At 61.6% G+C, this 14,181-nt stretch carries 13 protein-coding genes; all 13 read right to left on the bottom strand.

Going from position 1 to position 14,181, the window contains the following annotated elements; genetic code table 11:
- Window positions 1–4: 4 nt before the first annotated feature.
- Entirely contained in the window at window positions 5–415 is a 411-nt protein-coding gene (locus PZ897_RS14965; protein ID WP_275753307.1) for a RidA family protein, read from the bottom strand.
- Between the two features lie 39 nt (window positions 416–454).
- Window positions 455–2,083: an AMP-binding protein gene (locus PZ897_RS14960; protein WP_275753306.1), complete on the bottom strand. Its 1,629-nt coding sequence runs from the start codon at window positions 2,081–2,083 to the stop codon at window positions 455–457.
- Between the two features lies 1 nt (window position 2,084).
- Window positions 2,085–3,251, bottom strand: a complete 1,167-nt coding sequence (locus PZ897_RS14955) for an acyl-CoA dehydrogenase family protein (RefSeq protein ID WP_275753305.1) — start codon at window positions 3,249–3,251, stop codon at window positions 2,085–2,087.
- Entirely contained in the window at window positions 3,251–4,054 is an 804-nt protein-coding gene (locus PZ897_RS14950) for an enoyl-CoA hydratase family protein (protein WP_275753304.1), read from the bottom strand. The genes PZ897_RS14955 and PZ897_RS14950 overlap by 1 nt, the downstream gene beginning before the upstream one ends.
- 4 nt (window positions 4,055–4,058) lie before the next feature.
- On the bottom strand, window positions 4,059–4,562 hold the full coding sequence (locus PZ897_RS14945) for a MarR family transcriptional regulator (RefSeq protein ID WP_275753303.1): 504 nt from the start codon (window positions 4,560–4,562) through the stop codon (window positions 4,059–4,061).
- A complete protein-coding gene (locus PZ897_RS14940) occupies window positions 4,559–5,320 on the bottom strand; it encodes an SDR family NAD(P)-dependent oxidoreductase (RefSeq protein WP_275753302.1) in 762 nt (253 codons plus the stop codon). Before PZ897_RS14940 ends, PZ897_RS14945 begins: the two co-directional genes overlap by 4 nt.
- Window positions 5,321–5,322: 2 nt before the next feature.
- The gene (locus PZ897_RS14935) at window positions 5,323–7,617 is read right to left on the bottom strand and encodes a bifunctional salicylyl-CoA 5-hydroxylase/oxidoreductase (protein ID WP_275753301.1); all 2,295 of its coding nucleotides are present in this window, start codon (window positions 7,615–7,617) and stop codon (window positions 5,323–5,325) included.
- 169 nt (window positions 7,618–7,786) lie between these two features.
- Window positions 7,787–8,935: an aminotransferase class V-fold PLP-dependent enzyme gene (locus PZ897_RS14930; protein WP_275753300.1), complete on the bottom strand. Its 1,149-nt coding sequence runs from the start codon at window positions 8,933–8,935 to the stop codon at window positions 7,787–7,789.
- A 64-nt stretch (window positions 8,936–8,999) separates the two neighbouring features.
- On the bottom strand, window positions 9,000–9,839 hold the full coding sequence (locus PZ897_RS14925; protein ID WP_275753299.1) for an ATP-binding cassette domain-containing protein: 840 nt from the start codon (window positions 9,837–9,839) through the stop codon (window positions 9,000–9,002).
- Window positions 9,829–10,707 (bottom strand): ABC transporter ATP-binding protein, encoded by an 879-nt coding sequence (locus tag PZ897_RS14920; RefSeq protein WP_275753298.1) that lies wholly within the window; start codon window positions 10,705–10,707, stop codon window positions 9,829–9,831. The genes PZ897_RS14925 and PZ897_RS14920 overlap by 11 nt, the downstream gene beginning before the upstream one ends.
- On the bottom strand, window positions 10,704–11,555 hold the full coding sequence (locus tag PZ897_RS14915; RefSeq protein WP_275753297.1) for an ABC transporter permease: 852 nt from the start codon (window positions 11,553–11,555) through the stop codon (window positions 10,704–10,706). Before PZ897_RS14915 ends, PZ897_RS14920 begins: the two co-directional genes overlap by 4 nt.
- On the bottom strand, window positions 11,548–12,558 hold the full coding sequence (locus PZ897_RS14910) for an ABC transporter permease (RefSeq protein WP_275753296.1): 1,011 nt from the start codon (window positions 12,556–12,558) through the stop codon (window positions 11,548–11,550). The genes PZ897_RS14915 and PZ897_RS14910 overlap by 8 nt, the downstream gene beginning before the upstream one ends.
- 68 nt (window positions 12,559–12,626) lie before the next feature.
- Complete coding sequence (locus PZ897_RS14905; protein ID WP_275753295.1) at window positions 12,627–14,159, bottom strand: ABC transporter substrate-binding protein; 1,533 nt, start codon at window positions 14,157–14,159, stop codon at window positions 12,627–12,629.
- Window positions 14,160–14,181: the final 22 nt, after the last annotated feature.

Here is a 14,181-nt window from a genome sequence, read left to right as displayed (position 1 = left end):
GGGCTTACGCTTCCTTCTGCGACTTCCCGATTTCCGCCGATGCTTCAATCTCGATCAAGGCTTCATCTTCGATCAGCCCGGCAACGACAACAACCGACATGGTGGGGAAATGGCGTCCCAGAACCCGGCGGTAAGCCCCGCCGACCTCTTTCTGGTTGGCCATGTATTCCTTCTTGTCGGTGATGAACCAGGTCAGGCGGACAATGTCCGTCACGTCGCCACCGGCCGCGCGCACGATGGCCACGACGTTGTTCAACGTCTGTTCCAGCTGGCCAACGAAATCATGGTGCTCGAACACCTGATCCTTGTTCCAGCCGATCTGACCGCCGATGTACAACCGCTCACCGTCGACCAGCAGGCCGTTTGAGTACCCCTTGGGCTTTTCCCAGTCCGATGGGGTTATTGCTTCTATCATGATGAAATTCCTCGTTAGTACCTTGGGAGGTGGGGTGGTTCAGACAGCATCGTCCGGACGCAGCCGGAACCGCTGGATCTTGCCGGTTTGTGTCTTGGGGAGAGCATCGGTGAACACGACCGAGCGTGGATACTTGTAAGGTGCGATCACCGCCTTGACGTGATCCTGCAGGCGTTTGATGGTCATGTCGTCGGCAGCAATGCCTGATTTGAGCACCACATGCGCCTGCACAATCTGGCCACGCGCCTCGTTCGGCACACCAATCACGGCGCATTCGGCCACATCCGCATGCGCCAGCAACGCAGCCTCGACTTCCGGACCGGCGATGTTGTAGCCGGCAGACACGATCATGTCGTCGCTGCGCGCCGCAAAATGGAAGAACCCGTCCTCGTCCTGGACGAACGAGTCGCCAGTCAGGTTCCAGCCGTCACGCACATATTTCTGCTGCTGCGCTGGGTCGGCAAGATAGCGGCAACCGGTGGGACCGCGCACCGCCAGACGACCGATGGTGCCCCGTGGCACTTCGTTCATGGCGTCGTCGACAATGCGTGCCTGATAACCGCTGACCGGTAGGCCGGTGCAGGCCGCGCGTGAATTTTCGAACCTGTTCGAGATGAAGATATGCAGCATCTCGGTGGCGCCAATGCCATCCAGCATCGGCTTGCCGGTTTTCATCATCCACTGGTCATAGACCGGTCCAGGCAAGGTCTCGCCGGCCGAGACCGCAGCGCGCAGCGAGGACAAATCCGCCCCCTCGTCCATCGCCGCCAGCATGGCGCGGTAGGCGGTGGGTGCGGTGAAGCACACGGTCGCTTTGTGGGTCTGGATAATCTCGACCATATTGGCCGGGGTTGCCTGCTCAAGAAGTGCGGCGGCGGCGCCAAAGCGCAGCGGGAACACCGCCAGACCACCAAGCCCGAAGGTGAAGGCCAGAGGTGGCGAGCCGACGAACACGTCTTCGGGGGTGACGTCGAGGACTTCCCGGGCATAGCCGTCAGCGATAATCAGCATATCCCGATGAAAATGCATCGTCGCCTTTGGCATGCCGGTCGTGCCCGACGTGAAGCCAAGCAGGGCGACATCATCGCGCCCGGTTTTGACCGTCTCGAACCGCACCGGCTTGGACAGCGCCAGCCGATCGAGTTCGGCGTCATGATTGGCGGTGCCGTCAAACCCAACCACCTTGTCGAGGAAACGGTTATCCTTGGCGCAGGCCACCATCTCGTCCATCAGCCGCGTGTCGCACAGTGCCAGCGAGATTTCGGCCTTATCGGCGATCTTGCCTAGCTCAGCGGCACGAAACATCGGCATGGTGTTGACCACCACGGCGCCCGCCTTGGTGGCCGCCAGCCAGACCGCCACCATCGCCGGATTGTTGGCCGAGCGGACCAGGATGCGATTGCCTGGCTTGACGCCATAATCCTCAACCAGCGCATGCGCGATCCGGTTGGTCCAGTCGGTGAGTTCCTTGTAGGTCCTGATCCGGCCATTGCCGATCAGCGCAACATGGTCGCCAAAGCCCCTGGCCACCATCGCATCGGTCAGTTCATAGCCGCAATTGAGCCAGTCGGGATACTCAAATCCATCGAGCAAAAATTCCGGCCACTGATCGGCTGGAGGCAGATTATCCCGTGTGAACGTATCTGTATGCCCTGATGGTCCCAACATTTCACGCTCCCCCGAAATTTGCCAAAGTCTGCCGCGCGATCACCACTTTCTGGACGTCCGACGCGCCTTCATAAATGCGCAGGGCGCGGATTTCGCGGTACAGACTTTCCACGATATGGCCCTTGCGCACGCCATCTCCGCCGTGCAGTTGAACCGCCTTGTCGATCACGTCCTGAGCATGGTCTGTGGCATAAAGCTTGGCCATCGCCGCCTCACGGCTCACCCGCGGCGCGCCCTGATCCTTGAGCCAGGCCGCCCGGTAGACCAGCAGTGCCGCGGCATCGACATCAAGCGCCATATCGGCAATGTGTCCCTGCACCATCTGCAGATCGCTCATCGGCGCGCCGAAGAGCTGCCGCTCGCTGACGCGGGTGAGACTCTCGTCGAGAGCCCGGCGGGCAAATCCCAGGGCGGCCGCAGCAACAGTCGACCGGAACACGTCAAGCACCGACATGGCGATGCGGAAACCGTCTCCGGGTTTGCCGATCATCGCCGAGGCCGGAATCCGGCAACCGCTGAACGCCAGCCGTGCCAGCGGATGCGGCGCGACCACTTCCAGCCGCTCGGCGATCTCGAGGCCCGGCGTATCGGCGGCGACGACGAAGGCCGACAACCCCTTGGCGCCCGGCGCCTCACCGGTGCGCGCAAACACAGTATAAACATCGGCGATGCCGCCATTGGAGATCCAGGTCTTCTCTCCATTGAGGACATAGTCATTGCCATCGCGGCTTGCTGTCATGGCGATGTTGGCCACATCGGATCCCGAGGCCGGTTCAGACAGTGCGAAGGCAGACAACGCCTTGCCGGCGCGGGTCAAGGTCAGCCATTCGGTCTTCTGCTCGGGCGTGCCGAACAGCGACAGGGCACCGGTGCCCAGCCCCTGCATGGCAAACGCGAAATCAGCCAGGCCATCGTGCCGCGCCAGCGTCTCGCGCAAGATGCACAGGCTGCGCACATCGATACGCGAAGCCTCGTCAGCAGGATCGACCGCCGAATGCGTCAGCCAGCCTGCTTCGCCTAGCCGCTTGACCAGCCCCTTGCAGGTCTCATCGACATCGGAATGGTCAAGGCCGGCGAGCGCGCCACCGGCCCATTCATCGATGCGGTCCGCCAGGACGCGATGCGCTTGATCAAAAAACGGCCACTGTAGAAAACTGCGGTCGGCCATCAATTGCCCTCAAAGACGGGTTTCTGCTTGGCCGCGAAGGCATCATAGGCGCGGCGGAAATCCTGGGTCTGCATGCAGATTGCCTGCGCCTGCGCCTCGGCCTCGATCGCCTGTTCGATGCCCATGTTCCACTCCTGTGCCAGCATGGTCTTGGTCATCATATTGGCAAAGGTCGGCCCGTCGGCGATCCGTTTGGCAAGCTTGCGCGCTTCGGCGTCGATCTCGTCGGCCGCAACAACCCTGCTGTAAAAGCCCCAGCGCTCGCCCTCTTCCGCGCTCATCGAGCGGCCGGTGTACAAGAGCTCGGCAGCGCGGCCCTGGCCGATGATCCGCGGCAGGATGGCGCAAGCCCCCATGTCACAGCCGGCCAGCCCCACCCGGTTGAACAAAAACGCGGTCTTGGCTTCGGGCGTGGCGATCCGCAGATCGCTCGCCATCGCAATGATTGCGCCTGCCCCGACGCAGACACCGTCAACAGCCGCAATCACCGGCTTGCCGCAGCCCACAATCGCCTTGACCAGGTCACCGGTCATGCGGGTAAACGCCAGTAGGCCCTTCATGTCCTTGTCGAGCAGCGGTCCGATGATCTCGAAGACATCGCCACCCGAGCTGAAATTGCCACCGTTCGAACCGAAGATCACCACCTTGACGTCTTCCCGGTAGACCAATCCGCGAAACCAGTCGCGAAGCTCGGCATAGCTCTCAAACGTCAGAGGATTCTTTCGTTCCGGCCGGTCAAGCGAGACTTCCGCAATCCCGTCCGTCAGTGTCAGTCGAAAATTCCTGGGGGCTTCACTCGCCATGGGTTCAGTCCTCGTTCTTGGTGGTCTTGTGGGCAACATGCTCGAGCTGATCGGACAGATGCTGGACTTCGGCCACATCGATGCCATCGAGAAGCGTGTCGATCCAGGCTTCGTGCATTGCTGCCATTCGTGCGAATTGTTCGCGCCCGACCTTTGTCAGGCGCACCGTGGTTGCGCGGCGGTCATTGTCCACCGGAACGCGCACCAGAATGCCGTCATCGACCAGACGATCAACAATACCGGTGACATTGCCGTTGGAGACCCGCAGCACACTCGACAACTGGCTCATCTTGAGGCCGGGCTCGACCCGGTAGAGCGCCGCCATCACATCAAAGCGCGGCAACGTGGTGTCAAAGTTGGTGCGGAAGTTCTCCCGCAACTCGGCTTCGACATGTTTGGTGGCCTTGAGAAGCTTGAGCCAAAGCCGCAACCGGACTTTCGATGACGCTGCGTCTTTCGCGCCCGCTTCGAGTGTGCCCGACGGCACCAATGCTGCATGTTCGCTCATGTCTCCCCCCCCGATAGCGATATTGCCTGACCGGTCACAGAGGCCGCTGCATCGCTGCAAAGCCAGATCGCGGTTTCGGCAATTTCTTCTGGTTGAATGAACCGCCCTTGCGGATTGACGTCCCGCAGTGAAGCTTCGGCTTCCTCCCGCGACCGTCCGGTTTTCTCCACAATGTTGTCAATGGATCTGTGAAGCATTGGCGTGTCGGTAAAGCCCGGACAGATGGCATTGACGGTAACGCCGGTCTGCGCCAGTTCCTGCGCCAGGCTGCGCACCAGGCCCACGACCCCGTGCTTGGCCGCGCAATAGGCGCCGACATAGGCATAGCCCTTCAGGCCAGCGGTCGAAGCAATGGCGATCAGCCGCCCCGGCTTGGCCCGATCCATTTTCAGATATGCGGACTGGAAAGTGTTGAAAACACCGGTCAAATTCACATCCAGCGTCGAGCGGAACAGCTCCGCGTCCGTTCGGTGGAACGGTGCGCTTTCAGCCGACCCGGCGTTGGCGATGACGATTGTCGGCGCACCGTTCTTGGCCACGGCCTGTGCCATTGCGGCACTCATTGCAGCGGCATCGGTGACATCGGCGGAGACCGCGACGATCCGGTCATTCTGCGCCGCCAGGGCTTCCAGTGGCGCCAGACGCCGGCCAATTGCGGTTACCCGCGCGCCCTTGTCCGCCAGCGCCAGCGCAATCGCCTCCCCGGCCCCCGAACCGGCGCCGGTGACAATTGCATGGTGACCCATCAGCTCCGACATGGTCAGACCTTTCCGAGCATGGTCTCGGCGCGCTCCGCCAGCCGCCACATCTGGTCCCGTCCCGGATGGTAGGGATCAGGCCAGTGCTCGGCCTGGTCTCCCAGCGCACTTGCTGCGTGCAGCGTCCAGTAGGGATTGGCCAGATGCGGACGGGCAAGACAGACGAGATCGGCCCGACCCGCCATCAGGATCGAATTGACATGGTCCGGCTCGTAAATATTGCCCACCGCCATGGTCGCCATATGCGCCTCGTTGCGGATACGGTCGGCAAACGGGGTCTGGAACATGCGGCCATAGACCGGCCTGGCCAGCTTGGATGTCTGCCCCGCGGACACGTCGCAAATATCGACGCCGGCCTGCTTGAGCATGAGCGCAATCTCAACCGCTTCCTGCGGCGTCACGCCGTCGCCTTCAACCCAGTCGCTGGCCGAGATGCGCACCGAAATCGGCTTGGCGAGCGGCCAGACCGCCCGCACCGCGTGAAACACTTCCAGCGGGAACCGCATCCGGTTCTCCAGACTGCCGCCATACTCGTCGCCACGCGTGTTGGTCAGCGGCGTGATGAAAGACGACAATAGATAGCCGTGCGCCATGTGCAGCTCGACCATGTCGAAACCGGCACGCTCAGCCATTTCGGCTGACTTGACGAACTGATCGCGGACCATGTCCATATCGGCACGCGTCATTGCCTTGGGCGTCTGGTTGGCGGACGACCAGGCCACATCGGAAGCCGACAGCAATGGCCAGTTTCCATCCTTGAGCGGCGCATCCATGATCTCCCAACCCAGCTGGGTCGATCCCTTGGCGCCCGAATGACCGATCTGCATGCAGACCTTGGCCTCGCTCTCGCTGTGGATGAAATCAACGATCCGTCGCCACGCCGCCTCCTGCTCCGCCGTGTAAAGTCCCGGGCATCCAGGTGTAATCCGGCCTTCCGGCGAGACACAGGTCATTTCGGTATAGACCAGACCGGCACCGCCCTTGGCCCGTTCGCCATAATGAACCAGGTGCCAGTCGGTCGGACAGCCGTCGACGGCCTTGTACTGCGCCATCGGCGACACGACGATGCGGTTCTTGAGTTCCATCTCGCGCAATTTGTAAGGGGCAAACATCGGCCGCCGCACAGGCGCCTGCGCCGACACCTGCGCCTGGATCTGGAACCAGCGTTCGGCATCTTCCAGCCATTCGGCGTCGCGCATGCGAAGGTTTTCGTGGCTGATCCGCTGCGAGCGGGTCAGCAGCGAATAGTTGAACTGCACCGGGTCGAGGTGGAAATAGCGCTCGACTTCCTCGAACCACTCCATCGAGTTGCGGGCTGCCGACTGCAGCCGCAGCACTTCAAGCCGGCGATCTTCCTCATATTTTTCAAAAGCCTTCGGCATGGTCGGCTCGGAATGCAGATAATCGGCCAGCGCGATGGCGCTTTCGAGCGCCAGCTTGGTGCCCGATCCGATGGAGAAATGCGCGGTTGCCGCCGCATCACCCATCAGCACGATATTCTCGTGGCTCCAGCGCGCACACAGCACCCGGGGAAACCTGATCCAGGCCGAACCGCGGATGTGGTTGGCGTTGGTCATCAGGCTGTGACCGCCCAGATGCCTGGCGAACACTTTTTCGCAGATTGCGATGGTTTCCTGCTGGCTTTTCTCGCCAAAGCCATAGGCGTCGAAGGTTTCCTGGGTGCACTCGACGATGAATGTCGCCGTCTCGTCATCGAACTGATAGGCATGCGCCCACAGCCAGCCCTTGTCGGTCTCCTCGAAGATGAAGGTGAACGCGTCGTCGAATTTCTGGTGCGTGCCAAGCCAGACGAACTGGCATTTGCGCACATCGACTTCGGGCTGGAACGCATCGGCAAACTCGGTTCGCGTGCGCGAGTTCAAACCATCGGCGGCCACCACCAGGTCGAATTCCTTGGCGTAGTCGGCGGTGCTGGTCGCGTTGGTCTCGAACCGCAATTCGACGCCAACCTCCCTGGCTCGCGCCTGCAGCAGCAACAGCAACTGCTTGCGGCCAATGCCGCAAAATCCATGCCCGGTAGAGACCGTTTTGGTCCCCTTGAAGTGGACAGCGACGTCGTCCCAATAGGCGAAATGCTCGCGGATCGCGGCGGCGCTTGCGGCGTCGTTTTCCGCCAGGTTGACCAGCGTTTCATCCGAAAGCACAACGCCCCAACCGAAGGTGTCGTCTGGTTTGTTGCGCTCGATCACCACCACTTCGTGCGCAGGATCGCGCAACTTCATGGAGATCGCGAAATAGAGACCGGCCGGCCCGCCACCCAAACAAACGACTCTCATTTCCGCGCCTCCGGTTTTCTCCAAGTGATGACAACTCTACGCTCCAGAGAAGATATTTCAAGCATAAAATTTATATGTCACGATAAACTCGGATTGCAATCTGTGCATATTGTTTGCGGTTGGGCAGACGGGCAGGAAAAGCCTGTTTTCAGGCTCTGACGATCTTGTGTTAGATGTCGCCTGCCAAGGCAGATGTCAGCCGCCTCACACCGGCTTCGGTGGTCATGAAGCCGGGCGAACAGCGCAGAATCGGTCCGCGCGCGTCAGCAAACACTGCCGCGGCCCGCAACCGCTCGAGCAAGGCCTGCGCCTGGTCGCTATCGGACAGACGGACCATGACGCTGCCGCCCCTTTGTGCCGGGTCACGTGGCGAGGCCAGCGTGAAGCCGGCCTCGTCGGCAGCGGCGATGATCATGTCGCTGAGCGCACGGTTTTTCTCAAGCTGTTTGGTCCAGTCCTGTGCGGCATGCCATTCGAGCGCCGGCACCGAGGCCACACAGGCGACCACCGATGGCGTGCCGTTGTCAAACCGGCGAATGTCGGGCGCGTAGGAAAAGGCATTGATGTCCCACGAAAAAATATCGTCCTGGCTGAACCAGCCACGCAAGCCCGGCTGACATCTGGCGATCACATCCGGCATCACCTGGAGAATGCCGCCGCCGGGAGATCCGCACATCCACTTCAGGCTGGTCGAAATCGAGAAGTCCGCGGCCACTGCCATGCAGTCATAATCAAACAGGCCCGCAGCCTGGGTGATATCAACGCCGATCACCGAGCCCTGCTTGCGTCCGTGCGCCATCAGCGCCGTCAGATCACAGCGGTGCGAGGAGGTGGAGCTGACCCAGGTCAGCAAGGCCAGGCCGACCTCGGGGCCCCAGGCGGCCACAACGTCCTCGTCCTCAACCCAGCTTGCGCCATCGCGCAACGGCACGGTGCGCAGCGTGAACCCATATCTGTCGGCGAGCCCCGTGAGCAGGAAATGCAGGCTGGGGAAACAGTCGCCCGCCACCAGCACCACCCGGCCCTCAAGATCCTCCCGTGGCAGCGCCATAATCAGCGCAGCCAGCGCCGATGTCACATTCTCCGTGGTCGTCAGTGACGCCGACGGTGCCTTGAGCAACTGGCTCCACAGATCGATGAAGCGCTGCCGCTGACCCAGGGCATAGCCCCATTGCTCGTCATTGGGCGTGCCCCAGCATGTGGCAAAAGCCGACAGGGCCGCAGCCATGTCCGTCACCTTGCCCGGATACTGCCCGATCGAATGGTAAAGCATGTAGCCCGAGCCGTCATTGCCGGTTGCCTTCGAAATCTCTGCCACGTCTGTCTCCCCGGCCATGCACCTTCAACCAAAGCTCTGGCCTGCTCTCGCTATGAATGATTACCTACCAGTTCGCCTGCTGCGGATCCGGCAGCGGAATGGCGTCCAGCAATTCGCGTGTATACGCCGCTTGCGGCGCATCAAACACACGGTCAACATCGCCATACTCGACGATGCTGCCGCGCTGCAACACCATCACCTGGTCGCAGATACGCCGGATCACCGACAAGTCATGACTGATGAAGGCCAGTGTCAGTCCCAGTTCCCCGACCAGGCCGGCCAGCACATTGAGCACCTGAGCCTGCGACGACACATCAAGGCCCGAAACAATCTCATCGGCCAGAATGAACTCCGGCTCCAGCGCAATCGCCCGGGCAATGCCGACGCGCTGACGCTGCCCGCCCGAAAGCTCGTGCGGGTAGCGGCTGCGGAAGCCGCGCGGCAGGCCGACATGATCAAGCGCGTCATCAATGCGGCCATCAATGCGGTCAAAGCCATGCATCTGCATCGGATCGGCGATAATCGCACCCACCCGCCTGCGCGGATTAAGCGAGGACATCGGGTCCTGAAAAATCATCTGCATGCGCCGGCGGACCGGCCTCAGCGCGTCTTCGCCCAGACGAGTAATGTCCAGGCCGTCGAACTCGATGGTTCCGGCAGCGGGCTCGATCAGGCGCAAGAGCGCCCGTCCCAGCGTTGACTTGCCCGACCCGGAACCACCGACGATGCCGAGAACGGAGCCGCGGGCAATGTCCAGATCGATGCCATTGATGATCCGGATCAGCGGCGCCCGGCCGAACACCGGCTTGGCCGCCATATCCGGCAGCGCCACGTCCAGCGCCTTGGCCGAGACCAGGACGCCAGCGGCAGCCGGGTTTTTCGGGGCCCCAGAGCTATCGTGCATGACGCCACTCCTCATCGGCAGCAGCAACCTCGGCCGCCACCGCTTCAATCACCGCCTCATCGACCGGCACCAGGGATGCGTCGGGATCGGTGTATTTCGGCGTCGCCGCCAGAAGCGCCCGCGAATAGGCATGTGTGGGACCGGCAAAGAAATCCGGCACGCTGGCATTTTCCACAAACTTGCCGCCATACAGCACCGACAGGCGCTGACAGACCTTCGACACGACGCCGAGATCGTGGGTCACAAACACCATTGCCGTGGCGTGGCGTTGCTGCAGGTCCCGGATCAGTCTCAGGATCTGCTTCTGTACGGTCACATCCAGCGCCGTGGTCGGCTCGTCGGCAACCACCAGCTTGGGATTGGCGGCAAAAGCCGAGGCAATCAGAACCCGCTGGCGCATTCCACCTGACAATTCATGCGGATAGCTTGCCATCACCCGTTCCGGATTGTCGATATGAACCTCGTTGAGCAGTTCCAGCGCCCGCACCCGGGCGTCGGCCTTGCTCCAGCCCAGAATATCGACCAGCCGGTTGGTGATCTGCGGTTCGATCCGTCGCGACGGGTTGAGCGCGGTCAGCGGGTCCTGCGGGATCAACGCCGCCGTGGCGCCGATCAGCCGGCGGCGGTCGGCGGGCAGCATCGTCTGCAGATCCTGACCATCAAGCACAATCTCGCCCTCGATGATCTCGATCGCCGATGGAAGGATGCCCAGGATCGCCTTGCCGATCATGCTCTTGCCGGCACCGCTTTCACCGACCAGCCCCAGCACTTCGCCGGTGTCGATGCTGAAGGAGACAGAGCGCAGCACGCGTTGCCGGTTGCCCCGCAGAACCGCCGACAGATTGCCCACAGTCAGAAACGCACTCATCGCAGCACCGGATCAAAACGGTCCTTGAGACCTTCGCCAAACTGGCTGAAGGACAGGACGGTCAGGAACAGGACACCAAGCGGGAACGCCAGCACCCACCAGGCCTGATGGATCGAGGTGCGGCCCTCGGCGATCATCCCGCCCCAGGTCGGCGCGTCGGTGGAGATCGACAGGTTGACGAAGGACAGGATGGCTTCGACAATCACCGCAATCCCCATTTCCAGGGTCAGCAGAACCACGATGGTGGGCAGCACATTGGGCAAGATTTCCCGCCACAGGATGTCGCGTCGCGGACGTCCTGCGACGATCGCGCTCGAGACGTAATCCATGGCCGACTGGTTCATCGCCTCGGCCCGGACAACGCGGCAGAACCGTGTCCAGTCGATCACCACGATGGCTATGATGATCGAGGTCAGTCCGGTGCCAAGCACCGCAATCAGCAGGATCGCGAACAGAACCGGCGGAAACGCCATCCAGATTTCGACCAGCCGCGAGATCAGCACATCGACCCAGCCCCGCATGTAGCCTGCGAGCAGACCCAGAACCGAGCCGACGAAAGCGGTTGCGAGCCCGGCAATCAACGCCACGGCGAACGCAATCCTGGCGCCATGGATCAGCCGCGTCAGCACATCACGTCCAAGGCTGTCGGTGCCGAGCAGGAATGCCGGATCGGAGCCCCTCACCCAGAACGGCGGCAGCCGACCGGCGAACAGGTCCTGGGCCAGGGGATCATGCGGACTGATCAAGGGTGCAAACAGCGCCAGCAGCGCCATGATGCCGAGCCAGCAGCCCGACAGCCACAACCGGGCCCCCAGGGGGCGTCGAACTGTGCCGCGGCCATCAAGCATGACGCAGCCTCGGATTGAGCAGGGCATAGGTCATGTCGACAACCAGATTGATGATGGTGAACAGCAGCGCAAAGACAATGACGATGCCCTGGATCAGCGGCAGATCCCGATTGATGACGGCGTCAATCGCCATGTTGCCGAGCCCTTCGTAGGAAAACAGCCGCTCGATGATTACGGTGCCGCCGATCAGGAAGGTGAACTGCACCCCGATCAGCGTCAGTGTCGGCAACATTGCATTGGGCAGCGCTTCGGACAGGATGACGTGATTTTCGCTGTAGCCCTTGGTCCGCGACAGCGTCACATAATCAAGATGCATGGTTTCCTTCAGCGATTGCTTGAGCAACTGGCTGATGATCGCAGCCAGGGGAATCGCCAGCGCCAGAGCCGGCATGAACATGTGCTTGAGCAGATCCCACCACAGATCGAACCGCAGCCGCGCAAAGCTCTCGAACACGTAAAACTGGGTGACGAACGGCAGATCGAGCGACGGCGAAATCCGGCCGGAAATGTGGAACACCGGCATCAGCACGCCGAACAGAACAATCAGGATCAGCGCCCAGAGGAAGTCGGGAATCGACAGCCCGATGCCGTTGGCGACGTCGATCGCCGTTTCCGTGCGGGTTTCGCGGTGCCTGACCCCTGTCAAAGCCAGAACACCGCCGATCACGACGGCAATCACCAGCGCAAAGATTGCCAGTTCCAGGGTTGCAGGCAGGCGCCCCAGCACCAGCGGCATCACCGGCTGGCGCAGCGAAATCGAGGTGCCGAAATCACCCCGGAACACACCGCTCAGCCAGATTCCGAACTGCTCGAATAGGGTCTTGTCGAGACCGTAATGCGCGGTCAGGCGGGCAATATCGTCCTCGCTGGCGCCGGGTGGAAGCATCATCGCGATAGGGTTGCCCGGCACCACGCGGATGACGAAAAACACCACCACGGCAGCCCCGATCAAGGTGACCGACATGGTCGCAAGGCGAACGAGGATTGCGCGCAACAGTTTCAAAGGGGAATGTCCTGCAAAGGGGACCGCCACCTCAAGTCGGGGTGGCGGCCCGTGCACGAGATTGAGACTTACGAAGCCCGCTTCATCAGATGCGGAAGCAGCGCGCCCGATGCATGCGGCGTGACGGTGACGCCCTCCGCATGAAGGATCGGCTGCACATACTGCAACAGCGGGATCACCAGCGCATTGTCGGCAATGTGCTTGTCAACGGCCTTCCAGCCCTCGATCCGCTGCTCCTCATCCGCCTCGCCCCAGAGCGGACTGATCATGTCGATCAGATCCTGACCGTCCCACACCGAGTGCGGCGACGGGCCGAACATGGCAAACCCCGTCGAGGTTGACGGGTCGCCCACCGAGTTGCCCCAGTTGTAGAACGCCGCTGGCGCCAGCTGATCGGCCGCGCGCAATTCGAAATGCTTGGCAATCTCGTAGACTTCGATCTCGGCCTCGATTCCGATCTTGCGCCACAGACCGACAATCGCCTGGATCATTTCGTAATCCTTCGGCTTGAAGCCGCGCGTCGTCTGGATCTTGAACTTGACCGGGTTTTCCGGCGAGAAACCGGAAGCAGCCAGCAGTTCCTTGGCCTTTTCCGGATCATAAGGCACCTTGATCGAGGCATCATAGGCTTCGTATTCGGGAGTTTGCAGCGTGTCGATGGCGACGCCGTAACCCGACAGCAGACGGTCGATGATCAACTGCTTGTCGATCGACATGGCTGCGGCCATGCGCACGTTCGGATCCAGCATCGCTTCGATGTCATTGAGGAAGATCATGCCGATATCGGAAATCGGCGCGTCGGTGCCGGCAAGGCCGCTGCCGCTCTTGAGCCGGTCATACTCTTCATAAGGCATTTCCAGTGTGACGTGCGAATTGCCCGATTCAATCTCGGCGACGCGCGAAGCGGCATCGGTGACGAATTTGATGGTCACGGTATCAAAGTCCGGCTTGCCGCCCCAATAGGTCGGGTTGGCCTTCAGCCGCACGAACGCATTGCGCTCGAACTTGTCGACCATATAGGGACCGGTGCCGATCGGGGCTGCTTCGAACCCGTCCGCGCCGACCTTCTCATAGTAAGCCTTGGGCAGCACATAACCGGTGAGGAAGTACATCCATTTGAAGATCGTCGGCTCGAACCGGGCGACATCGGCGGTCACCCTGTTGCCGTCGGCCTGGATATTGGCCAGCGTCGACCAGATGAACTGGATCGGATTGCCGGTTGCCTCGTCGGCAGCGCGGCGCAGCGACCAGGCCACGTCCTCGGCGGTAAACGGCGAGCCGTCATGCCAGGTCACGCCTTCGCGCACGGTCATGGTCACCTTGGTCTTGTCGTCGTTCCAGCCCCATTCGGTGAGCAGGCCGGGCGCCGGCGACAGGTCGGGCTGCTGCAGGATGAACTGGTCGAACACCGACTGGTAAATCCCCTGGATCGTCGGATTGACGGCGGACGGCCCAACGGTCGGATCCCAGGACGGCAGGTTGACGTTGTAGGCGATAACGAGCTCTTCAATGCCTTGAGCAAGCGCCGGTCCGGCAAAAGCGCTGACGGCCAGTGCCGCTACCGAGCCCTTGAGCACTGTACGGCGTGAAATCTGTGTCATGGTGTTCTCCCTGTTTTTTGCT

This window comes from Hoeflea sp. YIM 152468 (assembly GCF_029210485.1).
Lineage (GTDB): Bacteria > Pseudomonadota > Alphaproteobacteria > Rhizobiales > Rhizobiaceae > Hoeflea.
This window is presented reverse-complemented; position numbering and strand designations above follow the sequence as displayed.